Source organism: Tolypothrix sp. VBCCA 56010 (assembly GCF_050875635.1).
GTDB lineage: Bacteria > Cyanobacteriota > Cyanobacteriia > Cyanobacteriales > Nostocaceae > Hassallia.
The window spans coordinates 1-24270 of record NZ_JBPAOH010000015.1 but is presented as its reverse complement, the minus strand read 5'-3'; the positions used below and the strand labels follow the sequence as shown (position 1 = coordinate 24270).

At 43.5% G+C, this 24270-nt stretch carries 29 protein-coding genes and 1 pseudogene; 17 read left to right on the top strand and 13 right to left on the bottom strand.

Annotated elements, in window-relative coordinates; genetic code table 11:
• Positions 1 to 58: 58 nt before the first annotated feature.
• The 6 genes and pseudogenes from rsgA to grpE form a co-directional block, all read right to left on the bottom strand.
• Complete coding sequence (gene rsgA, locus AABK37_RS07595) at positions 59 to 1273, bottom strand: small ribosomal subunit biogenesis GTPase RsgA (protein ID WP_432550981.1); 1215 nt, start codon at positions 1271 to 1273, stop codon at positions 59 to 61.
• Positions 1273 to 1527, bottom strand: coding sequence for a sulfurtransferase TusA family protein (locus AABK37_RS07590; RefSeq protein ID WP_089125942.1), 255 nt, complete (start codon positions 1525 to 1527; stop codon positions 1273 to 1275). The genes rsgA and AABK37_RS07590 overlap by 1 nt, the downstream gene beginning before the upstream one ends.
• Positions 1527 to 2663 carry a molecular chaperone DnaJ gene (gene dnaJ, locus AABK37_RS07585; RefSeq protein ID WP_039743182.1) on the bottom strand — a complete coding sequence of 379 codons (1137 nt, stop codon included), beginning with the start codon at positions 2661 to 2663 and terminating at the stop codon, positions 1527 to 1529. Before dnaJ ends, AABK37_RS07590 begins: the two co-directional genes overlap by 1 nt.
• A gap of 395 nt (positions 2664 to 3058) precedes the next feature.
• Entirely contained in the window at positions 3059 to 3247 is a 189-nt protein-coding gene (locus AABK37_RS07580) for a hypothetical protein (protein ID WP_432550980.1), read from the bottom strand.
• A gap of 28 nt (positions 3248 to 3275) precedes the next feature.
• Complete coding sequence (gene dnaK, locus AABK37_RS07575) at positions 3276 to 5231, bottom strand: molecular chaperone DnaK (protein WP_432550979.1); 1956 nt, start codon at positions 5229 to 5231, stop codon at positions 3276 to 3278.
• A 369-nt stretch (positions 5232 to 5600) separates the two neighbouring features.
• A pseudogene (gene grpE / locus AABK37_RS07570) lies at positions 5601 to 6340 on the bottom strand (nucleotide exchange factor GrpE).
• Between the two features lie 92 nt (positions 6341 to 6432).
• Here grpE and AABK37_RS07565 point away from each other — a divergent pair.
• From AABK37_RS07565 to AABK37_RS07535, 7 genes are all read left to right on the top strand, one after another.
• Positions 6433 to 6663, top strand: coding sequence for a hypothetical protein (locus AABK37_RS07565; RefSeq protein WP_432550978.1), 231 nt, complete (start codon positions 6433 to 6435; stop codon positions 6661 to 6663).
• Positions 6664 to 6720: 57 nt separating this feature from the next.
• Positions 6721 to 6861 carry a hypothetical protein gene (locus AABK37_RS07560; RefSeq protein ID WP_432550977.1) on the top strand — a complete coding sequence of 47 codons (141 nt, stop codon included), beginning with the start codon at positions 6721 to 6723 and terminating at the stop codon, positions 6859 to 6861.
• Between the two features lie 83 nt (positions 6862 to 6944).
• Complete coding sequence (locus tag AABK37_RS07555) at positions 6945 to 8957, top strand: GspE/PulE family protein (protein ID WP_432550976.1); 2013 nt, start codon at positions 6945 to 6947, stop codon at positions 8955 to 8957.
• 144 nt (positions 8958 to 9101) lie between these two features.
• Positions 9102 to 10211: a type IV pilus twitching motility protein PilT gene (locus AABK37_RS07550; RefSeq protein WP_432550975.1), complete on the top strand. Its 1110-nt coding sequence runs from the start codon at positions 9102 to 9104 to the stop codon at positions 10209 to 10211.
• A 7-nt stretch (positions 10212 to 10218) separates the two neighbouring features.
• Positions 10219 to 10392: a histidine kinase gene (locus AABK37_RS07545; RefSeq protein WP_432550974.1), complete on the top strand. Its 174-nt coding sequence runs from the start codon at positions 10219 to 10221 to the stop codon at positions 10390 to 10392.
• A 3-nt stretch (positions 10393 to 10395) separates the two neighbouring features.
• Complete coding sequence (locus tag AABK37_RS07540; protein ID WP_432550973.1) at positions 10396 to 11616, top strand: type II secretion system F family protein; 1221 nt, start codon at positions 10396 to 10398, stop codon at positions 11614 to 11616.
• Between the two features lie 143 nt (positions 11617 to 11759).
• Entirely contained in the window at positions 11760 to 12317 is a 558-nt protein-coding gene (locus AABK37_RS07535) for a hypothetical protein (protein ID WP_432550972.1), read from the top strand.
• A 96-nt stretch (positions 12318 to 12413) separates the two neighbouring features.
• Here the strand turns inward: AABK37_RS07535 and bioU are convergent, their stop codons facing one another.
• Positions 12414 to 13436: a (S)-8-amino-7-oxononanoate synthase BioU gene (bioU, locus tag AABK37_RS07530; RefSeq protein WP_432550971.1), complete on the bottom strand. Its 1023-nt coding sequence runs from the start codon at positions 13434 to 13436 to the stop codon at positions 12414 to 12416.
• Between the two features lie 264 nt (positions 13437 to 13700).
• On the opposite strand from bioU, the gene AABK37_RS07525 reads away from it, so the two are divergent.
• The 3 genes from AABK37_RS07525 (at position 13701) to AABK37_RS07515 (ending at position 14879) form a co-directional block, all read left to right on the top strand.
• Positions 13701 to 13946 (top strand): sunset domain-containing protein, encoded by a 246-nt coding sequence (locus AABK37_RS07525; RefSeq protein WP_432550970.1) that lies wholly within the window; start codon positions 13701 to 13703, stop codon positions 13944 to 13946.
• A gap of 322 nt (positions 13947 to 14268) precedes the next feature.
• Positions 14269 to 14490 carry a hypothetical protein gene (locus tag AABK37_RS07520; protein WP_432550969.1) on the top strand — a complete coding sequence of 74 codons (222 nt, stop codon included), beginning with the start codon at positions 14269 to 14271 and terminating at the stop codon, positions 14488 to 14490.
• Positions 14478 to 14879: a type II toxin-antitoxin system VapC family toxin gene (locus AABK37_RS07515; RefSeq protein ID WP_432550968.1), complete on the top strand. Its 402-nt coding sequence runs from the start codon at positions 14478 to 14480 to the stop codon at positions 14877 to 14879. The genes AABK37_RS07520 and AABK37_RS07515 overlap by 13 nt, the downstream gene beginning before the upstream one ends.
• Positions 14880 to 15082: 203 nt before the next feature.
• Here AABK37_RS07515 and AABK37_RS07510 read toward each other — a convergent pair whose 3' ends face one another.
• Both AABK37_RS07510 and AABK37_RS07505 read right to left on the bottom strand, forming a co-directional pair.
• A complete protein-coding gene (locus AABK37_RS07510) occupies positions 15083 to 15454 on the bottom strand; it encodes a DUF5615 family PIN-like protein (RefSeq protein ID WP_432550967.1) in 372 nt (123 codons plus the stop codon).
• On the bottom strand, positions 15454 to 15786 hold the full coding sequence (locus AABK37_RS07505; RefSeq protein ID WP_432550966.1) for a DUF433 domain-containing protein: 333 nt from the start codon (positions 15784 to 15786) through the stop codon (positions 15454 to 15456). The genes AABK37_RS07510 and AABK37_RS07505 overlap by 1 nt, the downstream gene beginning before the upstream one ends.
• Before the next feature lie 64 nt (positions 15787 to 15850).
• Here AABK37_RS07505 and AABK37_RS07500 point away from each other — a divergent pair, with 64 nt between their 5' ends.
• Positions 15851 to 16090 (top strand): hypothetical protein, encoded by a 240-nt coding sequence (locus tag AABK37_RS07500; RefSeq protein WP_432550965.1) that lies wholly within the window; start codon positions 15851 to 15853, stop codon positions 16088 to 16090.
• A gap of 37 nt (positions 16091 to 16127) precedes the next feature.
• On the opposite strand, the gene AABK37_RS07495 is transcribed toward AABK37_RS07500, so the two are convergent.
• A complete protein-coding gene (locus AABK37_RS07495; RefSeq protein WP_432550964.1) occupies positions 16128 to 16427 on the bottom strand; it encodes a hypothetical protein in 300 nt (99 codons plus the stop codon).
• Positions 16428 to 16563: 136 nt separating this feature from the next.
• Here AABK37_RS07495 and AABK37_RS07490 point away from each other — a divergent pair, with 136 nt between their 5' ends.
• From AABK37_RS07490 to AABK37_RS07470, 5 genes are all read left to right on the top strand, one after another.
• Complete coding sequence (locus AABK37_RS07490; RefSeq protein WP_432550963.1) at positions 16564 to 17127, top strand: Uma2 family endonuclease; 564 nt, start codon at positions 16564 to 16566, stop codon at positions 17125 to 17127.
• Between the two features lie 527 nt (positions 17128 to 17654).
• Entirely contained in the window at positions 17655 to 17864 is a 210-nt protein-coding gene (locus AABK37_RS07485) for a DUF2997 domain-containing protein (RefSeq protein WP_432550962.1), read from the top strand.
• 39 nt (positions 17865 to 17903) lie between these two features.
• Positions 17904 to 18290, top strand: coding sequence for a DUF1257 domain-containing protein (locus AABK37_RS07480; protein ID WP_432550961.1), 387 nt, complete (start codon positions 17904 to 17906; stop codon positions 18288 to 18290).
• Positions 18290 to 18745: a ferredoxin gene (locus AABK37_RS07475; RefSeq protein WP_432550960.1), complete on the top strand. Its 456-nt coding sequence runs from the start codon at positions 18290 to 18292 to the stop codon at positions 18743 to 18745. The genes AABK37_RS07480 and AABK37_RS07475 overlap by 1 nt, the downstream gene beginning before the upstream one ends.
• Positions 18746 to 19110: 365 nt before the next feature.
• Positions 19111 to 19551, top strand: coding sequence for a globin domain-containing protein (locus tag AABK37_RS07470; protein ID WP_432550959.1), 441 nt, complete (start codon positions 19111 to 19113; stop codon positions 19549 to 19551).
• Between the two features lie 538 nt (positions 19552 to 20089).
• Here AABK37_RS07470 and AABK37_RS07465 read toward each other — a convergent pair.
• Complete coding sequence (locus AABK37_RS07465) at positions 20090 to 21754, bottom strand: DUF4335 domain-containing protein (RefSeq protein ID WP_432550958.1); 1665 nt, start codon at positions 21752 to 21754, stop codon at positions 20090 to 20092.
• Between the two features lie 117 nt (positions 21755 to 21871).
• A complete protein-coding gene (locus AABK37_RS07460) occupies positions 21872 to 22477 on the bottom strand; it encodes a DUF3038 domain-containing protein (RefSeq protein WP_432550957.1) in 606 nt (201 codons plus the stop codon).
• 454 nt (positions 22478 to 22931) lie between these two features.
• Here AABK37_RS07460 and AABK37_RS07455 point away from each other — a divergent pair, with 454 nt between their 5' ends.
• Complete coding sequence (locus tag AABK37_RS07455; protein ID WP_432550956.1) at positions 22932 to 23114, top strand: hypothetical protein; 183 nt, start codon at positions 22932 to 22934, stop codon at positions 23112 to 23114.
• Here AABK37_RS07455 and AABK37_RS07450 read toward each other — a convergent pair.
• Positions 23092 to 24270, bottom strand: a 1179-nt coding sequence (locus tag AABK37_RS07450; protein ID WP_432550955.1) for a MutS2/Smr-associated SH3 domain-containing protein, incomplete at its 5' end; no start/stop codon positions are given. The two genes, AABK37_RS07455 and AABK37_RS07450, sit on opposite strands and share 23 nt — an antisense overlap.

Below are 24270 nucleotides of genomic sequence, written 5' to 3'. Positions count from 1 at the left end.
AACTACGCACTTTCTTGTCTTTATGCTATTGTAACCAGCCTTGACATCTGCTTTGATTTCATTCTTCACTATCCTGATACAAATCCTGCAATGTTTGCTGTTGAGTCTTGCGGGAAACACGACGATATTTTTTACTTTCTAGCTTCGGTTCGTACTGAGTCTGCCCTTTGCCTTTCGTTTTTAACTTTTGGGTAGATTCTGGATCGGCTTGTTGGTTAAGCTGAGTTTGACGAGCGATCGCTTGCTCTAAAAATTCCAGATAATGCTCATAACGTTCCCACTCACCCCGAACTACACAACCAGGTTCGTCTCGATGCAGGCAATCACTAAACCGACAGCTATCAACTGCTAATTTCTGCCTTGCTTCTGGGAAATAATTAATTAATTCTTCCGGCGTACAATCAATATCAGGCTGATTAAAGCCGGGAGTATCAGCCAGCAACCCACCTAATGGTAATTCAAACAATTCTACGTGACGGGTGGTGTGACGCCCGCGAGATAGTTTACCAGAAACCTCACCCACGCGCAACTGAGCATTAGGAATTAATGCATTAATCAAGCTGGATTTACCAACTCCTGAAGGTCCTGCCAAGACGGTGATTTTGTCTTGCAACTGGTAACTTAGTTTGTCGATATTTATATTATTATTGACGCTGATAAATAGCGTTTGATAACCCCAACCAAGCAAGCGATCGCTTATTTCCGACTGTTCTTGAGTTGAAACTAAATCGCCTTTATTTAAGCATAAAAGCACATCCAAGCCTGTAGATTCCGCCTTTACCAAAAAGCGACTGAGTTGATAAGGTTCTAAAGGTGGATCGGCGACAGCAAATACTAAGAGAATTTGATTAACATTAGCGATCGCCGGACGGTCTAATTCACTATCGCGGGGTAAAACAAAAGCGATCGCCCCTCGTCCCCCTGCCCAATCTGGTTCTTCAACCAAAACGCGATCGCCCACCATCACCTGTTGCCCAATTTTCTTCAACCGCGTTCTCCGAGTGCAGAGGAGGAGGGGAGGAGAGGAGGGGGGGAGGGGGGGACAAGGGGAGGGGGAGACAAGGGGAGTACTATTCAAAAATTCTCCTTGTCTCCTTGTCTCCTTGTCTCCTTGTCTCTTTGTCTCCTTGTCTCCTTGTCTCTTTGTCTCCTTGTCTCCTTGTCTCTTTGTCTCCTTGTCTTTTAAATCCAGCTGCACTCGATAAAAATTCGCTTGCACAGCTAACACAGTACCCAGCAACTGCCCAGTGGTTGAAAAAGCTTCCCCTTTCATCAGGCAGTAACCGGACGGCGAACTAACAGAGAAAAATAGCCAGCACAATCTGTAATTTGTTCCACTTGATAGCCTGCCATTGTCAGACTATCAGGAACTTGCTCAATCGGTTCTCCAGGGTCTAACCAGACTTCTAGCAAACCTCCTTGTGGCATTTGTTCTAAACGTAATTTCGTCCGCACAAAATTAATCGGGCAAGGGGTGCCGCGCAAATCGAGTTGAGCATCGGGAGTTGAGACGGAAGATACGCTCATTACTTAAACAAATTTCCCAAAAAACCTTCTAGACCACCTTTACCAGTGCGATCTCCTTTAATTTTAGCTAGCTTCTCTAGTAATTCTCGCTCATCTGGCATCACCTTGGTGGGAATATCAATTAACACCGTCAGCATGTGGTCGCCTCGACTTACAGGATTTCCTAAGCGTGGTACACCGCGATTTTCCAGCTTCATCACCGTATTCGGTTGAGTTCCTGCCGGAATTATCAATTCCACCGGACCATCTACCGTATTTACCTCTAAACGACAGCCTAAAATCGCCTGGAGGTAGCTAATTTTGATTTCCGAGAGAATGTTAATTCCATCCCGGTGGAATTCCTCATCCTCATTGACGAACAAATAAACATATAAATCTCCCGCAGGACCACTGCGCTGACCTGCGTCTCCTTCATTAGAAATTCGCAAGCGCGTCCCATTATCCACCCCAGCGGGAATAGTAATTTTCAATTTCTTCGTTACTTGATTTGCGCCTTTGCCGTCGCAAGCATCACACTTGTCTTCAATTACCATCCCCGTACCATTACAGGTGGGACAAGTCGAAACTTGAGTAAAGCTGCCAAAAGGCGTTCTGGTGACGCGGCGTACTTGACCCGAACCGCTACAAGTCGAACAAGTCCGGGGACGAGTTCCTGGTTTAGCACCAGATCCGGTACAGACCTCACAAGTTTCTAGATGAGAGATGCGAATTTCTTTTTCACCGCCAAATACCGCTTCTCGAAAATCTAACTTCAAGTCTAGCCGCAGGTCATCACCTCGCACCGGACCTGAGCGCCGTCTTTGCGTAGAAGGACCACCCATCCCCCCTGCGAAGCCACTGAAAATACTTTCAAAGATATCAGCAAAGCCACCCATGTCGCTCATATCTTGGAAGCCTCCAGCGCCAGCAGCCGCACCGGACACACCAGCTTCACCAAAACGGTTGTAACGTTCTCGCATTTCCGGCTCAGAAAGCACTTCATAAGCGCGGTTAATTTCTTTAAAGCGATCCTCCGCTCCCGGTTCTTTGTTCACGTCTGGGTGATACTTCCGGGCTAGGCGGCGGTATGCGCCTTTAATTTCTTCTTTGTCGGCATCACGAGAGACACCTAAAATTTCATAATAATCGCGAGCCATATAGCAAAGGTAAAAGTTAGAAGGTAGAAAGCGGAAGGCAGAACTTCAAAAAGGCAAAGGTTAATTTTTGTTAATACTTGATTTTACCTTTTACCTTTGACAAAAATCAGTCTTTATATTTTGAGCATGAGATGCTTTGCTCCTAAAATAGGACAATCATCTACCCAAAATTAGTAACTTCCCCTGCATCAGGCTTAAAGAAAGCTAACTTTGGTAAGTTTTTTGCTCAAACTTCTCACTGCCAATTGGCTGTTTCTTTTACAATTGTGCTACGCAGGATGGGAAAACCCCGCCGATCAACAGAGGAGCTAGCCGCACCTAGAGGTGTGGAAAACCCCCATATACGTTTAATCGCATCTGTAATAGCACACCGTGTAGTCCACGGTAATTCGCTTCTACAATCTAACAAACCATTGCGGTACAACACCACGTTTCGGGGGAATGGGGAATGGGGAATGGGGCATCGGGCATGGGGCATAGGGCAATGGGCATAGGGCAATGGGCATAGGGCATGGGGTATGGGAAAAAGATTTGACTTTATTCTCACGTTCCCATTGCCCATTAAACAATTGCCCATTGCCCATTGCCCAATGCCCAATGCCCAATTACCCTTTAATCGATCGCCTCGTAATCTGCTTGTAAGGTACCCTCGTCTTCAAAATCAAAGTTGAATTGAGGTGCGATCGTTCCATTCACTGGTTCAACACCAGGAGTAAAAGGAATATCTGAAGTCTGGGCAACTTCATCACTAGGCACTGTGGCTCGGTTGTATACATCGGCACCAATGGCAAACAACGTTTGTTGAAAGTCATCCAAGCGCTGTTTTAATTCTTCTGGTGAGATACCGTCTTGAGTTATCGCTGCTTGGAGTTTTGTGACTTTTTCCTGAGCCAAAGCTTTCATCGAATCGGCAATTAAGTTGCCATTATCCTTTAAAGTCGATTCGTAACTTAACAACAGAGTATCCGCTTGGTTTTTTAATTCAACTAGTTGTATGCGTTTTCTATCAAGTTCTGCAAACTTTTCCGCTTCTTGCCGCATCCGTTCCACTTCATTGGTACTTAAACCACCTGTGTTGGTAATCCGAATACTTTGTTCTCTACCGGTGCCTTTGTCTTGAGCGGAAACCTTGAGGATGCCGTTGACATCGATTTCAAATGATACTTCGATTTGCGGCACACCACGGGATGCGGGGGGAATTCCGGCAAGAAGGAATTTACCGAGACTTTTATTATCCCTTGCCATTGCCCGTTCACCTTGAAGGACATGAATTTCCACACTTGTTTGCCCATCAATTGCAGTGGAAAACACTTGGGACTTGCTGGTAGGAATTGTAGTATTGCGTTCAATAATTTTAGTGAACACTTCTCCTAAAGTTTCCAATCCCAGCGATAAAGGTGTAACATCCAAAAGTAAGAGATTCTCGACTTCACCACCCAACACCCCGGCTTGAATAGCAGCGCCGAGTGCCACTGCTTCATCAGGGTTGATAGAGCGATCGGGTGCTTTGCCGTTGAAAAATCTAATCAGGGCGTTTTGAACTGCGGGAATGCGCGTAGAACCGCCCACCAAAATAATTTTATCTATGTTTTGTGGTTTCAACTCTGCATCTTTGAGCGCTTGAACCATCGGTTCGATAGTAGCTTCAATTAATTGGCTCGCCAGTTCTTCAAATTTGGAACGGCTGAGTTCCATTTCTAGATGCTTGGGTCCATTTTCATTGGCGGTGATAAATGGCAAGTTAATTGAAGTATTTGCCATGCTGGAAAGTTCAATTTTTGCCTTTTCAGCTGCTTCTCGCAAGCGTTGCAGCGCCATTTTGTCTTGGGAAAGGTCAACTTTTTCTTGTTTGTAGAAGTGTTGAATCATCCAACGGACGATCGCATTATCAAAGTCGTCTCCACCTAGATGGTTATTACCACAAGTCGCCTTAACTTCAAATACTCCATCCCCAAGTTGTAAAATGGATACGTCGAAGGTGCCGCCTCCCAAGTCAAATACTAAAATTAGCTGTTCAGTGTCTTGCTTGTCTAAGCCAAAAGCTAAAGCCGCAGCAGTTGGTTCATTGATGATTCGCAGTACTTCAAGTCCAGCAATTGTACCAGCATCTTTAGTTGCTTGTCTTTGAGCATCTGTGAAATATGCTGGTACAGTAATTACTGCCTGGGTAACAGTTTCACCTAAGAAATTTTCCGCATCTTGTTTGAGTTTTTGCAAAACCATTGCGGAGATTTCTTGCGGTGTGTAGTTACGTCCGCGAATTTGCACATCAACGGTATCATCTCGACCTTTGACACAAGCATAGGGGACGCGATCGCGTTCTACTTCGGTGTCATCCCAACGACGACCAATAAATCGCTTGATACTGTAAATTGTGTTCTCGGCATTTGTAACTGCTTGTCGCTTTGCCAATTGACCGACTAAGCGCTCCCCACCTTTGCCAAATCCGAGAATACTAGGAGTGGTTCTTCCACCTTCTGAATTGGCAATGACAATCGGTTGACCACCTTCCAATACTGCGACGCAACTATTGGTAGTGCCTAAGTCGATCCCAATAACTTTTCCCATAACTAACGGTATTTTTACCAGAGTGCTTCTTACAAAAATGTAGACATAAGCTTCCTGCCAAGACTGGTGTGGAAGTTTTTGTCTAACAAAACTACAGACGTGATTTTTCGCGGAGTAACTTTTTCACTACGGACAAATTTTTTACGGTTTTCGCAAAAAAAGCATTCTCCTCCCGATGGAAGAGGCGCGTAAGTTAAGCGAAAACCGTAAATATTCATGTCCAGCGTTTGGGTATGCGATGCTCGCCTTTGCAAGAAGTTCAATGACTTTTAGCTACCAGTAGTCAGGAGTTAGTCAGTAGTCAAAAGCAACCAGTGCTATAGGCGGGTTGCTTTTGACTTTTGACGAATGAAAAAAAAGTTCGTTTAACTACATTGCTGAATTAGACTGATTTTCCTCGATAGGAGGCATGTCTTCTTTCGGAGCAGCGACTTTGACCATTGCATGGCGAAGCACGCGATCGCCCAAATAATATCCGCGCACTAACTCTTCTAACACTGTTCCTTCTGGATGTTCATCCGTAGGTTCGCGCATTACTGCTTCGTGCAAGTTCGGATCGAATTCTTGACCTTCGGGTCGCATAGGTGACACACCCAAGCGTTTCAAGCAATCTACTAGTTGCTTGTAGACACCTTGATAACTTTTATGAATTGTCAATTCACCCTCAGTTTGCGGTTTGAGATGTGCTCTTGCCCGTTCAAAATTATCAACTACTGGCAGTAATTCCGTAATCGTATTCCGCTTCACCAGCAAGTCAAGCTCTTCTTTTTCCTTGCTGGTGCGTTTGCGATAATTCTCAAAATCTGCCCCAATCCGCATATATTGGGTGTTGCGCTCTTCTAATTGCGCTTTCAGTGACTCTATTTGTTGAGTCATTTCTGCTAATGCGGCTGTATCAGTTATAGTCTGCGGAGTTCCAGCAGTACCATTTATGAGTGTGTCTGTCTCTGCTGATGTATTGGTTTGGGCTGTCACTTGCTCAGTAACCTCGCTACCAGATTCGTTATAGTTCATTTGGGCTGGGGACTCGCTCATCATTGCTTACTTTACCTCTGTGTTCATCCTAAAAGATGGCTTATATTGTTTATTTGTTTATCCTCTTCCATTATTGTCTAATCATTCCAAATGGTATTTACGGCAATTAGTCCCCACATAGTAACAGCCGTTAAATGTACTTGGCGCTGACTGTGAGGCGTATTTTTTGCCGAAATTTTCATTTGAAGCAATCTCACCGTCCTCTATTGTGACAAATGGCGATCGCCTTAGCCCAGACGCACCAATGGCGGCATTCCGAATGAAAAAGGTAGGGAATAGGGAATGGGGAATGGGGCATGGGGCATCGGGCAATGGGCATCGGGCAATGGGCTTTCTTGCAGGGAGACTAGGGAGACAAGGGGGAGCAGGGGGACAATTACCAATTACCCAACTCTAGAGCCAGTTGCGTGACTGTCGGGAGACCCGACGGCAGGTGCTACAACGGGGACGCCACATGCTTCAACGGTCTGTTCCTCCGCAACGCAGTGGCGAGTGGAAAATAGGCAACGCACTGCAAAACCAACGCACTGGCTCACCAATTACCAATTCCCAATTCCCATTGCCCAATGCCCATTGCCCAATTTTCAATTTGTAAAAATTCAGCAACTAAGCATGAGAATTCTCTTCGCCAGATTGGGAATACTTTAACCAGAGGTTTCCGCTACTCATTGCTCACTTATGACTTACTCGTCACAACAACGGCGCAGTACCGCTCTTACTACAAGAACAGAATTTTCGCCTTTCGGCAATAAACTTGTGCAATCTGGCTATGTCAATAGCGAACAGATGAGACAAGCGCTTATTGAAAGCCGCAAGTCTGGCGTACCCTTAACAGAAGTACTTGAGTCAATCTCTGGGCAACAACTATCACCTGAGTTGCTCAGACAGTATAAAAAACAGCAGTTATTTGAACTTAAAATACTATACGGTGTTGAGTTTATCGATCCGGAAGTTAGTCAAGTAGGCAGCAGCACGGTAGGAAAGCTGATTGATACCCTCATTCCAGCGGATACCTGTCGTCGCCATCGCTTAGTGCCGCTGTCAAAACATGAAGACCAAAACCCGCCCTCGGTGTTAGTGGCGATGGTCGATCCGGATAATCTAGAGGCTTCGGATGATTTGAATCGCATTTTGCGTCCGCAAGGCTTGGCATTGCAGCGCATGGTAATTACCCAGGAGGACTACCAGCAGCTAATCAATCAATATTTGGATGAACTAGCTGTTAAGCAAAAGCACCTGGAAAAACAAAAGTCTACAGACATTAATCAAGACTTAGAAAATCTGGGAAATCTTGACTTAGACGATGCCCCTGATGATATGGAAGCTGATTTGGGGGCAGCGATGAAGGGTGCAGAAGATGCACCAGTTATCAACTTGGTCAATAGAATTCTTGCCAAAGCTTTGCATGAGAAGGTTTCTGACATTCACGTTGAGCCGCAAGAAGAAAACTTACGCATTCGTTTTCGTAAGGATGGAGTGTTGAATCAGGCTTTTGACCCTCTGCCGAAAAAAATCATTCCGGCGGTGACGGCTCGGTTTAAAATTATTGCCAACTTAGATATTGCCGAACGGCGTTTACCTCAGGATGGACGCATTCGGCGGATGTTTGAAGGGCGCAAAGTTGACTTTCGGGTGAATACCTTACCCAGTCGCTACGGGGAAAAGGTCGTGTTGCGGATTTTGGATAACTCCTCTACACAACTAGGATTGGATAAGTTAATTGCCGATCCTGAAAGTTTGCAGATTGTCCATGAAATGGTTAGCCGTCCGTTTGGTCTGATTTTGGTAACAGGACCAACTGGTTCTGGTAAAACAACAACACTGTATTCAGCACTGGCAGAACGCAACACACCGGGAATTAATATTAGTACTGTAGAAGACCCGATTGAGTATAGCTTGGCGGGGATTACTCAGGTGCAGGTAATTCGGGAAAAAGGGCTAGATTTTGCCACGGCTTTGCGGGCATTTTTGCGGCAAGATCCGGATGTGTTGTTGGTGGGTGAAACGCGAGACAAGGAAACGGCAAAAACAGCAATTGAAGCTGCTTTGACGGGTCACTTAGTATTAACTACCTTACATACTAATGATGCACCGGGTGCGATCGCTCGTTTGGGAGAAATGGGGATTGAACCTTTCATGGTTTCTAGTTCTCTCATTGGCGTTTTGGCACAGCGTTTAGTACGGCGTGTTTGTGGTGATTGTCGCATTCCCTATACTCCCACACCCGAAGAATTAGCCCGCTATGGTCTATCCGCTTCTCAAGATGTCGGTATAACTTTCTACAAAGCAAACTCCTTGACATCAGAGGAAATTCAACAAGCTAGTTCTAAAGGTCATATTTGCCCAACTTGTAACGGCAATGGCTACAAGGGACGTTGCGGTGTTTATGAAGTTATGCGAATCACCGAAAAGCTGCAAACCTTAATTAACGAAGAAGCACCAACAGAACGCATTAAAGAAGTTGCAGTAGAAGAGGGAATGAAAACTTTGCTGGCTTACAGCTTGGATTTAGTGCGTCAAGGACAAACCACTTTAGAAGAAGTCGAACGTGTAACTTTCACCGATACAGGTTTAGAAGCAGAGTTAAAAGCCAAACGCAAAAGCGGTCTTACTTGCCGAACTTGTAGCGCCGAACTAAAACCGGAATGGCTAGATTGTCCCTATTGTATGACACCTCGTTTTGCCGATTAGTTAGTGGTTAGTAGTTAGTAATTAGTAGTTGTTTTTTAGTGGTTAGTAGTTAGTAGTTAACTATTAACCAAAAACCAACAACTATCAACCAAGAACCAACAACTATCAACTATCAATTAACAAATAACAAAAGGAAACAAAATTATGGAAATGATGATTGAAGACTTGATGGAGCGGATGATTGAAATGGGTGGCTCGGATTTACATTTATCCGCAGGTTTACCTCCCTACTTTCGCATCAGCGGCAAACTGACACCTATTGGTGATGAAGCATTAACAGGCGATCAGTGCCAAAGGCTGATTTTTAGTATGCTGAATAATACTCAGCGGAAAACGCTTGAGCAAACATGGGAACTCGATTGTAGCTATGGAGTTAAAGGTTTAGCTCGCTTTCGTGTCAACGTTTATAAAGAGCGTGGTTCTTATGCTGCTTGTTTGCGGGCGTTAAGTTCCAAAATTCCTAACTTTGATAAATTAGGTCTGCCAAATGTAGTGCGGGAAATGTCAGAAAAACCCAGAGGATTGATTTTAGTAACAGGTCCCACAGGTTCAGGTAAAACCACGACCTTAGCGGCAATGATTGACTTGATTAACCGCACCAGAGCAGAACATATTTTAACTGTTGAAGATCCAATTGAATTTGTTTACGAACCGATTAAAAGCTTAGTTCACCAGCGGCAACTTGGTGAAGATACCAAGAGTTTTGCTAATGCCTTAAAAGCAGCGTTGCGGGAAGACCCAGATATTATTCTGGTAGGGGAAATGCGCGATTTGGAAACAATTTCTTTGGCTATTAGTGCGGCAGAAACAGGACACTTAGTATTTGGCACTTTGCACACCAGTTCAGCAGCACAAACTATTGACCGGATTGTTGACGTTTTTCCACATGAAAGACAAACTCAGGTACGGGTGCAATTATCTAACTCGCTAGTCGCTGTATTTAGCCAAACTTTGGTTCCCAGAAAAAATCCTAAACCAGGCGAGTTTGGTCGGGTGATGGCTCAAGAAATTATGATTGTTACTCCTGCTATTTCCAACTTGATTCGCGAGGGTAAAACGGCACAAATTTACTCGGCTATACAAACCGGCGGTAAGTTAGGTATGCAAACTCTAGAGAAGGTTTTAGCTGATATGTACAAAGCCGGAAATATCTCTTTTGAAGCGGCAATGTCTAAGACTTCCAAGCCGGATGAAATTCAGCGTCTCATTGGAGGTGCGCCGCCACAAGCAGCAGGAGCTGTCAAAGCGCATTAATTTAACAATGGCTAATGGGGCATGGGGCATGGGGCATGGGGAATTGAAAAGGGGGAAAGGGAAAAGGGAAAAGGGAAAAAAAGAATTATTACCAATGCCCATTGCCCATTGCCCATTGCCCATTGCCCATTGCCCATTGCCCATTGCCCATTGCCCAATTACCAATCCAAAATCTATATAATCCATGCCAAACTTTGTTGCTCGTGTTCGAGATTCTCAAGGAAAATCGCGAACAGAAAAAATTGTTGCGGAATCGGTAGCGCAAGCACGTACTACTCTTAGACAGCAGGGTTTTGTAGTTCAAGAACTTAAACAAGCTCAAGGTTTCGGCAGCTTTGACTTGAACAAATTACAGACAGCAATGACTAAGGTTTCCGTTAAGGATAAAGCTGTCTTTTCTCGTCAATTTGCGGCTCTAATCAATGCGGGAGTAGCAATTGTCAGAAGTCTGGGGGTGCTGTCTGAGCAATGTACTAATCCTAAACTAAAACAATCGCTGATAGACATTAGTGCTGATGTCCAAAACGGTATGAATCTTTCTGACTCGATGCGGAAGCATCCTCAATGTTTTGATGGTTTGTATGTCAGCATGGTTCAAGCCGGTGAAGTGGGCGGTGTTTTAGATGAAGTAATGAATCGTTTAGCCAAATTATTAGAAGATGTTGCCCGATTACAAAACCAAATTAAATCAGCGTTGTCTTATCCAATGGTTGTAGGTTTTTTGGCAACTGCAATTTTTCTGGGAATGACGATTTTTCTCATCCCAATTTTTGCGGGGATTTTTAAAGATATAGGCACTGAATTACCTCCTCTAACGCAATTCTTGATGACTTGTAGTGAAATTTTTAGAAGTTGGCGAATTTTTCTTATTTTTGGCATTTTTATCGGTACGGGAATTGCCTATAAGCAGTACTACAAAACTGCTGTTGGTCGCCAAACTATCGATCGCCTTTCTCTGAAAATGCCGTTATTTGGTGACTTGATCCAAAAATCCGCAGTTGCCCGTTTTAGCCGGACTTTTGGTGCTTTGACTCGTTCAGGCGTACCAATTCTTACTTCTTTGGAAATTGTCCGCGACACTTCAGGAAATCAAGTAGTTGCTAATGCTATTGATGGAGCGCGTGCAGAAATTCAACAAGGAGGTATGATCAGCATTGCCTTGCAAAAAGAAAAAGTTTTTCCGCCGATGGCAATTCAAATGATTAGTATCGGCGAGGAAACTGGTGAATTAGATGGAATGTTGATGAAAGTTGCCGATTTTTATGAAGATGAAGTCGAGCAGGCAGTAAAAGCACTAACCAGCATTTTGGAACCACTTATGATTGTGGTTCTGGGGGGAATGGTTGGCACAATTTTGCTGGCGATGTACCTGCCTCTGTTTAAGGTATTTGAAAAGCTGGGATAGACGATTAAAAGTTGGGAGTTAGGAGTTAGGAGTTAAGAGTTAGGAGTTAAAAACTCTTTGTTTTAAGTTTTAACTTATAAATAATAAATTTTATTCTTAACTTCTCACTCCTCACTTTTAACTCCTAACTAATTTATGAAATTATGCTTGTGCAAAAATATTATTACGAAACTAGCTTGGCTGAGTATAGCAATTCCTTGTCGGCGATCGCACTCCTCAAGCAACATCGACCATACTTGGAAATGATTCCCAGTTTACGCCGTCCAGATGAAAGCGTTATCACTATTCCTCTACCAATTGTCCGTCTTTGCAACACCTCAGCAGAAAAAACGACTATTTGCCTACCTTGTGATGTGGCAATTTTAATGTGCGACCCGGAGTGGAAAATTAAAAGCGGTGTGGAAATTTTGGTTTTCATTCATCGTCCCCACGAAGATTTTTCTGAGTTATTGGGACGCTGGCGACAAACTCAAGTTTGGCTAGATAAAGAATATCAGTGGCTCATGCCTCCCCGCTATAACCATATTTTGAATGAGGGAATAAATAGTATATATCCTTTGTTTGTAGTATTTGCAGAGACACCAGAACGCATTAAGCGCGGTCTTATCGGCGCATGTTTGCCATTTATAATTCAAACACCAGAATCACTGCCTGAGGAAAATATGTTAGAAGTTTTCTCTCCAGAAAGTCCACCAACTTAGAACAAGTTAGGTAGAGACGTTCGGTGAGGAACGTCTGTACGAAAGTAAGGAGTGAAAAATTCAAAATTCCTAACTCCTACTCCGTTCTCCTAACTATTACTTGACGAACTGGGGCATAATTTCCGCAGCGGTGAATATTCCATAAATGCCGCGTTTGTGCAATTGCATACCAGCTTTGAGATAGCCGAAAGCGGGTCCACAGACATTTGCTGCCATGCTGGTTTCGTCTCCTAAGATGAAGGTATGGGTGGAAATTTTACCTTCAAAGGTGCGTCCAGTTATTTTCACATTGGTGCTGAGGGGCTTTTTGGGATTGCGGGTATCGACTATACCGCCAACTGTAACGCGATCGCGTTCCACTATCCCTGCCAATTCCAACATCACATCATCGGCATGTTCCATATTCTCTAAGGTAAGCACGCCATTGGTTTTATCCAACAATGCTTCTACTTCCGCATCAGTCATTGCTCTGGCAGTTTCTACACTATAACCTGGCATATGGGCAATATCTTCGCGGATCGTGGCGCGGTAAGCTTCCCAGTTAGCAATTCCCACCCCAAAGGTAATTTCAACTTTATGTATTTCCGCGTAGCTTTGTGCGGCTAATGCAGCGGCAGCGGTTAACAAACCTGGTGTTGCACCACACCCTGTCATGTAAGTAATTCCCGCAGCTTGCAATTCTTCTTTCATCGCCAGCAGTTGTTCTACCGCGCTGGTTCGCTTGATTGCATCGACTAACACCCCACGCCAACCGGATTTAATAAACTCCTGCGTTACAGAGGCAATAAAGTTATTCGGTAGGTTTGGTAAAGCGAGAAAATACCCATCTACAGAATCAGCGCTTTCGATTAATTCCTGAATACTGCGACTTGTTAAAGTACCAGTTGGTTCTAAATAACCCACCGAACCTTGAGAGTTATAAGTTGTAATACAATTTTGAGCATTTAAACCCTCATTGGTGTAAGCATAGCCTTCTTTGTCCGCTGCTGCGACTAAAATCATTTCTCGTTTACCAGCGAGTACTTTAGCGGCAGCTTGTCCTAAACCGCCAAAACCCAGTACTCCCACACGTATCGCTGGCGAAATATTTAGAGAACTTTTGACTTGTTCTGGATTCATAGTCAATTTGTTAAGTTGAATTAAAAGCCTTGAGCAGTCATTATCTCAGCTTCTGGCTGATTGCTAAAAGCAATATTAGTATTATCGTGGGTTCTTCCGCTTTGCGATCGGTTTTTTTACTATAAAGTCTTGATTGGTGATTTCGCATTCAGCGAAAGGGTATCAGTGGTAATACAGATGCTAGCTGAACGATGAAAGACTTAATATATACTTTCTCTCAAATGTTAACAATAACATATGCAAAAGTTTATCGGTATTACTGTTATGGCTGTTATTGCTATTTTTGCAATGGAACTCAACGGTAGTCGCTTTCCATCTCTAATTACATCTATCACTAAACCAGGATGCAATATCAAAGGCAATATCTCCATTAATACGGGAGCCAAAGTTTATCACGTTCCGGGTACAGAGGATTATGAATCAACAGTAATTGATCCAACACGGGGAGAGAAATGGTTTTGTACAGAGTCAGAAGCAATCGCTTCTTCTTGGCGTAAAGCGCCAAGGTAGCATCAAATGGTTTGTTCAAGGAACATGGTTTAGAAGCAAGCGCTAAAGATGCCTGGGTTGGGCTACATCTACGCATCATCCACATAGATTATAAAGCGGCTACGCCTACGCCTATGGTGGTGTTGAGAGCGATCGCATGATAGATATAGAGTCCATAGCGATCGCCTAACTCAAGCAAAAAAATAATATTTTATAGCGAATCGAACAAAACGCCAAGCTGAGAATACTTACAATCGCTCAAACGATGATTTTTCATGGTAACTTTGGAGATGTAAAGATGCTTTTTGTCATGCCTAATTAGGCTTGAAATCCGGAGGAAGCAATGCTTAAAAGCTATGAAGCCATTATTGAAAATGGTCAGGTTAAGTGGCTAAATGATGAGCCAAAAATATCTAAAGCTCGTGTGATTGTGACGATTATTTCCGATACTACACAACAAGAATTACGCCGCACTCCCCCAGATGCGATCGCGGGGAAAGGTAAAACTTTGGGCGATTTGGTCAGTCCCATGATTGAGGAACAAGATTGGGAATGTCTCAAATAATTGTCCTTGATACCCATATTTGGATTTGGTTTATTACTCAAGAGTTTGAGCGATTTCCAGCCCACTGGCGAGAAGTTATAGAAACAGCCGATCAAGTAGGTATTTCACCCGTATCTTGCTATGAAGTAGCTTTAGCACAACAACGGGGACGACTGGAATTACCTTGCGCTATTGATCGCTGGCTTCAGGATGCTTTGGAACCATCTGGAATTACATTGCTGACGATAACTGCTGAAATTGCTTACAAAGCTGTCAGCTTATCTCCTATCCACAAAGACCCTTTTGATCGCTTGATTATCGCTACAGCACTTGTTTATCAAGCGAAACTAGCTAGTATAGATGGCTTATTTTCTCAGTATTTAGAACTTGATACATACTTAATGAGCTAGGCACGATTCTTGTATCACTTGTTAGAATAAGTCATGTAAACTCACCTAAAATCCGAGGTGATGCGGTACTTTCGGTACGATAACATACCCTACAAAATTTAAAGTTTTGTACTTTATTTTATCCATATTCCTAAGTGTGGTTGTTTTGCTGCGATTATTTTTGACCACCAAAGCGCAACCCAACATTATCAACCATCTTCACTTCATAACCTCATTCCCAAAATTGGCAGATTAACAATTTGGTCTTGATATTCTTCTTCAAAAGAAGCTTCAGAAACTAAAATCAATTCTTCAATTGTCTCACCAATACCCATATCAGGGTTGAGTATAAAAATACCCGGTACATGATGACCTGTATTTATGTGGTCAACTAAATGTACAGGCATAGAGGTACGATTATTTGTTACCAATACAAAATTATGTGCTTCACACCAAATAATAATTTCCGGGTCTAAAGTTCCCTTCAAAGGTGTATCTGGTTCTCCTATTGCACGAATTACTAAATAAGGTTTTCTTCGTCGTAATTGATTTATATAAACTGGATTTACATTTTCATCCATTAAATACTTAAGCATTACTTGCCTTTTTTCATCGCTTCTCTTTCTGCTTTGAATTGCATTAATTTCTGTACAACAGGTGAAGGGTTGCGTCGTTGTTCTTCTCGCATTCTGTGTCCCGACTCTAACCAGTCAGTAATATAATTACTCACGGCTTCTTTGTTGTGGAGGTAATACAAAATCGTCGCATAGACTTGTTCGAGGGTAAGCGATGTATAAATTTGTGCGATTTCTTCTGGCGTGCGGGCGCGATAAATATACTCGTAAAGGATAGTTTCAATACCTATGCGCGTACCATTAAGCCGAATATCATTAGCTGCAAGAAAGTTGAAGTATTCTTCTAGTTGCATCACTTAATCCTCTTTTTATTTATCCTAAGCGATCGCACTGACTAACATATTTTTGGCAATTGCTTTGCACAACCCAACACGATCAACCATTTTTACTTATAAGGATCTACTAACAATAGATGGGCAGGTAGCTTGCGATCGCACCTGGAAAGGAAATTGGGTTTTGAATTTTGTTTCGCTACGCGATCGCATCATAGATATAGAGTCCATAGCGATCGCCGCGCTTTGCTATAAGGCTGATTTACCAAGCATAATCGCCTATAATCAGTTTCAAACATACCTGACGTGCGATCGCATCAACTAAGGCGTTTCGCTGCGCGATCGCATCATCACCTCTCTCATCAAAGAGAGAAACCAAGTACATCAATACCCACAGTTCTTGACACCATAACAGCAATAAGCACGCCAAGACCTAGTGCCCTACGAAAATAATTAACGCCTTGAAATAATTCTAGCCACGCCCAAGTAAACAAAGAGCCAAAAGCAAGTGCGTCTAACCCTGTATTAATTTCGCCTGTTGGAAAAACTAGTTTGAGCAAACTAGCTGTTACCCAGAGAATAATTGGTAGATTTGGCATCTGAGCTATAACAATATTGCCATCGCTGTCACGGAAGATTTTATCAAATAATGTATTTTGCATAACTTTCAATTGCAACAATCAGCCAAAACTATTAACTTACAACAACTACTGTATTGCATTAAAACATTCAGGTCTTTCTCTTATCAAGCATCATTGTGCTGAGATTAGAAATACAATAGGAAGAGGCAACCCCAAAATGGTACAAGCTGTAACCAAAAATCTGACATTGGCGGAGTTTTTGCAATTACCAGAAACCAAACCCGCCAGTGAGTATCTTGATGGTCAAATTATCCAAAAACCCATGCCACAGGGCAAACACAGTACGATTCAAGGTGAACTTGTACCGACTATTAATGCTGTAGTCAAGCCGAAACGCATAGCTCGTGCTTTTCCTGAGTTGCGTTGCACTTTTGGTGGTCGTTCAACTGTACCCGATATCGCCGTTTTTGTTTGGAACAGAATTCCGCGTGACGAAAATGGAGAAGTTGCTAACACATTCTCTATTGCTCCAGATTGGACTATTGAAATTTTGTCACCTGACCAAAGTCAGACAAAAGTGACGAAAAATATTCTTCATTGCTTGAAATATGAGACTGAAATGGGTTGGTTGATCGATCCAGATGAGCGAACTGTGTTTGTTTATCGTCCGAACCAACAAATTGAGGTGTTTGATGAGCCAGATGCATTAATTCCCGTGCCAAGTTTTGCAAGTGAAGTTCAGCTGACAGTGGGAAATTTATTTGCTTGGCTTTTGGAGTAGCGATCGCCGACATTGAAAACCTACCTGCCAATCAGCAACGCCTGCGATCGCTCTAAAAAATATAATATATACTTCTTTGGTTATATAACCAAAGAGATAAATTCAAGCTATCGTATTTTTACTGTTGGCTTAAATTACCCATAACCCAACTTATACAGCTATTGCTGAGAATTGCCGGAAATCAAACTAATGATAACTTTTGTCAACACTTTTAGTGATTTCCTAACATCCACTGCTGCTTATATGCTTCATAATGCTCGTTTTTACAGCTTTTGAGACTACATAACGCCGCTTAATTTCCACCTTGACTAATTTAGAAGGTTAAGGGAAACTTACATATGACAGACGTATAGACTTATAAAATCAATAATTTTTGTAAAGATTCTGAGATATATATTTTGAGAGATGGAACATTAGTTAACAAATGGCAAGTTTGTATCAAGCGTGAAAATGTTCCTATGGCTATATTTTAGCCATAAGAAAACAACAGTACTGTCCAAACGTAAAGAGCGTGGTTTGCGAAAAGCATGGAGACATTAGAATTCATAATTTTTCCAGATGGTCGGGTACAAGAGAAAGTCACTGGCATTGTTGGTGCTTCTTGTGCTGAAGTTACGGCAGCAATAGAGGCACAGCTAGGGCTAGTACTAAGTCATGAGCCAACCTCAGAATTCTTCACCGCTCAGGTGCAGGATTTTAGTGTGGTAAATACGCAAACCACTTTCAGCGAATGGTAAGTTTTTCAACAAATTTAGTTTCATCAAATCACAACCACCATGTCACACTTTAGCCAAATTAAGACGCAAATCCGTAATCTTGACTCGTTGAAAGAAGCTCTCACTGACTTGGGTATAAATTGGAAACCCGGTACACGCGAGGTTCGCGGTTATCGCGGTCAAACTCATGCAGCCGAAGTTACCATTGAACAAGACAATGGCTATGACATTGGCTTTAAATGGAATGGCAAAGAATACGAATTAGTTTCTGATTTGCAATATTGGCAGCAAAACTTGTCAGTTGATGGGTTTTTGCGCCAAGTAACGCAGCGTTACGCATATCACACGGTTGTGAAAGAAACTACTCGTGCTGGCTTTCAAGTCGCTGAACAACAAAAAAATAAAGATGGTTCTATTCGCTTAGTAGTACAGCGCTGGAGTGCGTAATGTCTGATTTTCTACCGCAGGAAGAACAAGAAGAACGCTCCGGTTTAGAACCAGAATTAGGCGGTTTTTTGCGGGATGAGCCGGAACGGTCTGGTTTAGAGCCGGAATTGGGGGGAATGCTGCGTCAAAAGGGTGTTTATGTAGATGAAATCACCTGTATTGGCTGCTTGCACTGTGCCCATGTTGCTCGTAACACTTTTTATATTGAACCAGATTACGGGCGATCGCGTGTAATTCGACAAGAAGGGGACGCGGAAGAAGTAATTCAAGAAGCAATTGACACTTGTCCGGTTGATTGCATCCACTGGGTAGATTACACTGAATTGAAAAAGTTAGAAGAAGAGCGCAAATATCAGGTAATTCCTGTTGTAGGTTATCCGGTGGAAGAAGCGGTTGTCGCTGCTGCACGGCGGCGTCAAAAGCGAAGATTAACCCCTAAAAAATCCCGTTATTGAAATATAAAATTTCAATTTCAAATATAAAGGGCTGTTTAGACAGCCTTTTTATTTTTTATACTATTTATTGCTTCGGTAAACAGGTAGGGTGGGATTATTTTAAATATAGGACTTACGCAACTGGCAGGTGCGATCGCGCCTGCCCAAGCTCTTTAGTTGACTTTTGATTAATTGTGTGCAGATGAAATTACTACCTGATAAATTATCGATTTAGACAGTTGCATTCTACTATTGTGCCTAAAGCGGTAACGCCCCCTCACAGGCTAGAGCCTGTGAGTTCTGACCGGAGGCTGCGCTTCTTGGGCTTTGCTCCTGAATTCTGCTATAGTTGAAGTCAACCAATATTCTAAGTGGTTGAAAAAACTATGATTAGCCAACTTTCAATAGATATCATTAAATCTACAGTACCTGTCTTGAAAAAAAACGGTCAGCAAATCACAACTCGGATGTATGAAATTATGTTTCAAAACCATCCAGAAATCAAAAAACAATTTGATATGTCTGCTCAAGCAGATGGTTCTCAGCCTGCGAGATTAGCGACAGCAGTTTATAGTTATGCTAAACAAATTGATAATTTGTCTGCCTTAAAATCGATGGTAGAAAACATTGCCCATCGTCACGTGCAGACCCATGTAACACCAGAACAATATCCGATTGTTGGAGAAAGTTTATTGCAAGCAATGAAAGATGTTTTGCAAGAAGCAGCAACAGAGGAAGTGATGGCGGCTTGGACTGAAGCTTATCAAATATTATCTCAGGTTTTCATCAACAGAGAACAGGAAATACAGCATATTTCAGGTAAATGAAGTACACGGCTAGGCGCACAACATCTTGTGCCTCTACAATTATCTGTACCTCACTATAAATGCAATTTGTTGTATATATATCCGAGGTAAAACAACAGTTAGTACATTCCTAACAAAAACCTAAGCGTTTTAGAAGACTAATAACTTCAAAAGCTGGAACTCTTAGTAGCTTAAGCAGTGGTTATCTCAAATATGGTTAGCAACCGACTGTGGTGGTATCTCAGAAAGCGTTGGCGATCGCCTGTGTGTGAGAATGCCTTGAAGCGCAAATCCCTCTCACTACATTAGACCTATGAGCAAAAGTCCTTTTTAGACTGTGGTGAGAGAGCTTTTTTCCTACCCCTTTCCCCAAATAAGTGCAAGAAGTCTATTAAGATTGTCATGTTCAGATGTGTTTGCCCTGTCTGCCCACTCGCGCTTTATGCCAGTTGCGTAAGTTCTGAAATATATAAAGCGATGTAATTAGCGCTACCCTACGGGAAAGCTCCGCTAACAGCGCGGAAGCGCTAACTACGATGGAAGATATATTTTTGCTCAATTACTCTGACTCCGGAAATGTCTGCACTTTGCCATCAGGACTGAGAACGGCTCGAATTCTCACATTTTGTCCATTTCTATTGGGCGAGACAAAAGGTTGCCCAATTCCTGGCATTCCGGCGCTGTCAACGTAATCTCTGGCGGCTTTTCCTAAAGGCAAAATTCTTTCAACTTTGCCGTCAACACCGATTAATAAACTGTACTCTAGCGTTTGCTTTAATCCTGTAGGTGGCTGCCAGCGCTTTTTCAAAAAGTCTCTCGCTTCTGCCACCTGGGGTGTATCAAACAATGTGCCTGTTGCTACCTCTGGAGAAGTGTTGCGCCCTTGCCTCAATCTCTGTGCTAAGGAATTATCATTAGTTCCCAAGGGATCTGTTGGTGAGGAAGCTGAGGTACGGGTGTTACCACGCTGGTCATTGGGTATGGTGGCAAGAGGAGGAGCAGCGGAGATACCGGAGGATATATCACCCGTGGCGGGAGGTAAATTTGATGGTAAATTTGCTGTACTTGGCAAAGCAATTTGATTCTTAGGAATTGAACTTGTACGGCTAGTTTGTTGAGAATTTGTGGGAATCGCAAACGGATCTGGTAATTTGCTGGTTGCTGTTTTCCCTGAAGACCGAGAAAGAGTTGGTGCAGTTGTCCCAGGTATAGTTAAAGCACTGCCGCTTGATGGTAATGGCGCTGTAGAGATCCCCGGCGCTGTTTGGGACGCGGAGGGGAAAGATCCCGGCGCAGTTTTGGTATCGGCAGGCAGTTGAGACGTTGCGGAAAGTGTCGAACCGGGTACTGGCGTTGCCGGAAGTATTGAACCGGGTGCTGGGGGTCTAGGCAGCGTAGAACCTGGTACTGCTGGGGTAGTTCCTAGCGGTGGCAACAAATTATCTGGGGGGATGAGTCCAGGTTGGGGTGTTGGCAAAACAGCTGAGGGCGAAGGTTGCTGCGCTACTTCTTGTGTAGAAGCTGCTTTTTTGGCTGTCTGTTGCTTTTGCCTGATATTGTTAGCATATTGCCAAGTAAATGGTGCTAAACCCAAAGCTATTAATACCACGGCGGCAGCAGGTGTCCAACTAGGCAAGCTAAAAGTTGAACTGCTTCTTGTATTAAGAGTAGGTAATGCCATTACCTCAGCTGAATATTCATCTAAAGCGGTTGCCAAATCGAACAGTTGCAACAGACTAAGTTGAATTACGCTTCCAGATATCTGGTTAGCGAGGGAACCGAGAAACAAGTTGTGAATTAAATAACTGCTTGGTTCTAAGTGTATGTCTGCTTGTGGTATCTGGAAATTGTTAAATGATTTGGAAGATTTTAAAGTTTGTTCTGGCAGTATTTGATTAAAGCCTTTTAATTCTGGGTGTTCTGATACTTTAGTAGAGTCATTTGGTTCGGAGAAACTTGCCCAAAAGCTTTCTGGAGACTTTTGCAGAAATTCCTGCACGTAATTTGTCACTGCACTATACAACGCTTCAAGTTGATCGCGATCGCCTTTGATTGATATTCTCCGTTCTTCTGGCAGTCGCGGATCGTCAAAGCGAAGCTCAAAGTTTAACTGCTTTAGCACAGATTTACCCATCCAACCGGACAAAGATGAGCTTTGTGCCAAAACTTCTAGCGTACAGGTGGGAGGTGTGTATCGGCGGATTACAGGGTTTGATACAGGCATGACAGAAAGTGCGAGGGGGACAATTAGGATGCGTGGATTTTAGATTTTAGATTTGGGATTTGGGATGCGTGGATTTGGGATGCGTGGATGCGTGATTAGTAACCTAAAATCTTAAATCTAAAATTGTGTGGAACGATCTATAAGTGCTAGCCAGAGCCGGCGATGTCCACCGGGACTACTGTAAAATAGTAAATCTACCAGTAGTTTCAATGCTAGGCGGGTAAGTGCATCTGTGGAAATTTGCTCATCCGACTCCATCCGCTCTTGATAGGTGTTGCAGAAAGCATCAATATAATCTCCTAATAAAGCAGCTTGATGGGGTTCGCGCTTAGTTTCAGCCATTTGTTCTAATAACCCTACAGCACGCCGAATCAATTCTTGATCCTCTTTTGCAAGGTAACAAATGATAAGAACTAGCGATCGCGCTTCTTCTACATCTAGTTTTTTTCGCCCTCCAGTACCTTTACGTAGAGGATTCGATTGCCGCAGTCGCCACAACGCCACACGATCTGGCACTTTTGATTCTAAATTCAGAATAATTGCCGCCGAGAGCATTGCTTCAGAACCAATACCAGTTAAAGTTTCTAGCGCCAAAAGTGCTAAGTCTAATTGGGTTTTGATATTATCCCACTGAACTGTGTTTGGAGCCGAAAGCTGGGTTAAGTCTTCCCACTGGGAATTTGGATTGGCTGAGTTGGCTGCCGAGTGCATAACTTTTAGCATAAGTGATCGGGCGGGTTCGGGCTGTTGCTGTTACCCATTTTGAAACCAGACTCGCAATAATTAAGGTTGGTTTCCCATAGCTACAAGCCGGAAACTAGCTGAAAAACATCGCTCTTCCCAGCTATGAAGCAGCTTTTATAAGTTAGGTCAACAGCAGGTGTGTTTGTCTTACTTTATGACGAAAGTCTCTGTTTAACAAAATATAAATATTAGGGACTTGCATCTACTTTGGTAATGCCCCCAGTCACGATTTGCTGTTTGCGTTAACTGATACTTAAGTACATAGTATAAGTCAGGAGGTGAGCATTGGGAATTGGGCAATGGGCAATTGTTTAATGGCAATGGGCAATTGTTTAATGGGCAATAGGCAATGGGAGATTTTTTCCATGCCCCATGCCCCATGCCCCATGACGGCAGGTGCACGGCTGCCGGGAGACCCTTGCGGCAGTCGCTCATGGGGGGAACCACGGCAGGTGCTTCAACGGAGGGAACCTCCGCAACGCACTGCCTCCCCAAGACCGCGCTGCCTTACCAACGCACTGCCTCCCCCATGCCCCATACCCCATGCCCCATGCCCCATGCCCCATGCCCCATACCCGATGCCCCATGCCCCATTACTCAATGTAAGCAACTGTAACGCCAGATCCGCCATCTGCTTGTTCTGCGGCATCAAAACGGGTAACTCGCTTGTGCTGGTGCAAAAAGGCGTGAACACCTTGCCGCAGCTTACCAGTGCCGTGTCCGTGAATAATCCAGATTGGTCCGGTTGCTTCAGAAATTGCTTTGTCTAAAATCAATTCGCTATCCGCTACACGTTTTCCGCGTAAATCTACTGTATTTTGAGATGTGCGAATTGCTGGGGCGCTTTGGGGTGGTGGTGTTACCTTGGCGGGTTTGTTGGCTGGAAGAGCGATCGCTTCCGGTTTTTTTCCATCCAAAGATTCCACATCTTCCAGCTTTACCGTCATTTTCATGATCCCAAAGCGCACGCTTAACTCACCATCTTCATCAGGTACAGTTAAAACTTCCGCTGTTTGCCCTAACTTCGGGATGCGAATGCGATCGCCTACTTTCGGCATAAACCCAGCTTTTGGTTTTTCCTGTTGTGCTGCTTGATACTTTTGATTAATTTGATTTAAAGCGTTTGTCGCTTCTTGAGCATCTTGAGCTGTCGGCGTACCTTTCTGCAAGCGGCGAATTATAGAAGCGATTTCACCTTTGGCGCTGGCGATCGCTTGTTGTACGGCTATTTCCTGCGAAGCCCGCAAAGAGCGCTCTCTTGACTGTAAATTTGCGGATTTTTCCAATACTTCTTTGTATAAACGCTCTGCTTGCTGCAACAGATTTTGGGCTTCGGCGGCTTTAGTTTCCTGACGGCGGCGTTGCGCTTCTAAACCAGCAATTACCTGGTTTACTTCGTCTGATGCTTCCCCTACTTGGCTTTTCGCCTGTTCGATAACTTCTGGTTTCAACCCCAAACGCAAAGCGATCGCCAAAGCATTGGAACGTCCGGGAATTCCCCAAAGCAAGCGATACGTAGGCGAAAGAGTACTTTCGTCAAATTCTACAGAAGCATTTTCAAACCGCTCATCCTCGTATTTTAAGGCTTTAAGTTCACCAAAGTGAGTTGTCGCCATAGTTAACTGAGCGTTGTCAGCGAGATAATGCAACAAAGCGATCGCTAAAGCACTACCCTCAGCCGGATCGGTTCCCGCACCCACTTCGTCTAGGAGGGCGAGGGAGGGGGGAAGGGGGGGGATAGGGGGAGGGGGGGAGGGGGGGATGGGGGGAGG

Excerpts from the sequence above, each read along its gene's own strand:
- AABK37_RS07495 (WP_432550964.1), bottom strand. The coding sequence starts at position 16,427 with ATGCAAAATACATTATTTGATAAAATCTTCCGTGACAGCGATGGCAAT.
- AABK37_RS07560 (WP_432550977.1), top strand. The coding sequence starts at position 6,721 with ATGCTTCAACGGTCTGTTCCTCCGCAACGCAGTGGCGAGTGGAAAATA.
- AABK37_RS07550 (WP_432550975.1), top strand. The coding sequence starts at position 9,102 with ATGGAAATGATGATTGAAGACTTGATGGAGCGGATGATTGAAATGGGT.
- AABK37_RS07520 (WP_432550969.1), top strand. The coding sequence starts at position 14,269 with ATGCTTAAAAGCTATGAAGCCATTATTGAAAATGGTCAGGTTAAGTGG.
- AABK37_RS07535 (WP_432550972.1), top strand. The coding sequence starts at position 11,760 with ATGCTTGTGCAAAAATATTATTACGAAACTAGCTTGGCTGAGTATAGC.
- dnaJ (WP_039743182.1), bottom strand. The coding sequence starts at position 2,663 with ATGGCTCGCGATTATTATGAAATTTTAGGTGTCTCTCGTGATGCCGAC.
- AABK37_RS07485 (WP_432550962.1), top strand. The coding sequence starts at position 17,655 with ATGGAGACATTAGAATTCATAATTTTTCCAGATGGTCGGGTACAAGAG.
- AABK37_RS07455 (WP_432550956.1), top strand. The coding sequence starts at position 22,932 with ATGGGGGGAACCACGGCAGGTGCTTCAACGGAGGGAACCTCCGCAACG.
- AABK37_RS07590 (WP_089125942.1), bottom strand. The coding sequence starts at position 1,527 with ATGAGCGTATCTTCCGTCTCAACTCCCGATGCTCAACTCGATTTGCGC.
- AABK37_RS07465 (WP_432550958.1), bottom strand. The coding sequence starts at position 21,754 with ATGCCTGTATCAAACCCTGTAATCCGCCGATACACACCTCCCACCTGT.
- bioU (WP_432550971.1), bottom strand. The coding sequence starts at position 13,436 with ATGAATCCAGAACAAGTCAAAAGTTCTCTAAATATTTCGCCAGCGATA.
- AABK37_RS07540 (WP_432550973.1), top strand. The coding sequence starts at position 10,396 with ATGCCAAACTTTGTTGCTCGTGTTCGAGATTCTCAAGGAAAATCGCGA.
- AABK37_RS07480 (WP_432550961.1), top strand. The coding sequence starts at position 17,904 with ATGTCACACTTTAGCCAAATTAAGACGCAAATCCGTAATCTTGACTCG.
- AABK37_RS07510 (WP_432550967.1), bottom strand. The coding sequence starts at position 15,454 with ATGCTTAAGTATTTAATGGATGAAAATGTAAATCCAGTTTATATAAAT.
- AABK37_RS07460 (WP_432550957.1), bottom strand. The coding sequence starts at position 22,477 with ATGCTAAAAGTTATGCACTCGGCAGCCAACTCAGCCAATCCAAATTCC.
- AABK37_RS07515 (WP_432550968.1), top strand. The coding sequence starts at position 14,478 with ATGTCTCAAATAATTGTCCTTGATACCCATATTTGGATTTGGTTTATT.
- AABK37_RS07470 (WP_432550959.1), top strand. The coding sequence starts at position 19,111 with ATGATTAGCCAACTTTCAATAGATATCATTAAATCTACAGTACCTGTC.
- AABK37_RS07490 (WP_432550963.1), top strand. The coding sequence starts at position 16,564 with ATGGTACAAGCTGTAACCAAAAATCTGACATTGGCGGAGTTTTTGCAA.
- AABK37_RS07545 (WP_432550974.1), top strand. The coding sequence starts at position 10,219 with ATGGCTAATGGGGCATGGGGCATGGGGCATGGGGAATTGAAAAGGGGG.
- AABK37_RS07505 (WP_432550966.1), bottom strand. The coding sequence starts at position 15,786 with ATGCAACTAGAAGAATACTTCAACTTTCTTGCAGCTAATGATATTCGG.
- AABK37_RS07525 (WP_432550970.1), top strand. The coding sequence starts at position 13,701 with ATGGCTGTTATTGCTATTTTTGCAATGGAACTCAACGGTAGTCGCTTT.
- AABK37_RS07580 (WP_432550980.1), bottom strand. The coding sequence starts at position 3,247 with ATGGGCAATGGGCAATTGTTTAATGGGCAATGGGAACGTGAGAATAAA.
- AABK37_RS07475 (WP_432550960.1), top strand. The coding sequence starts at position 18,290 with ATGTCTGATTTTCTACCGCAGGAAGAACAAGAAGAACGCTCCGGTTTA.
- AABK37_RS07555 (WP_432550976.1), top strand. The coding sequence starts at position 6,945 with ATGACTTACTCGTCACAACAACGGCGCAGTACCGCTCTTACTACAAGA.
- dnaK (WP_432550979.1), bottom strand. The coding sequence starts at position 5,231 with ATGGGAAAAGTTATTGGGATCGACTTAGGCACTACCAATAGTTGCGTC.
- rsgA (WP_432550981.1), bottom strand. The coding sequence starts at position 1,273 with ATGAAAGGGGAAGCTTTTTCAACCACTGGGCAGTTGCTGGGTACTGTG.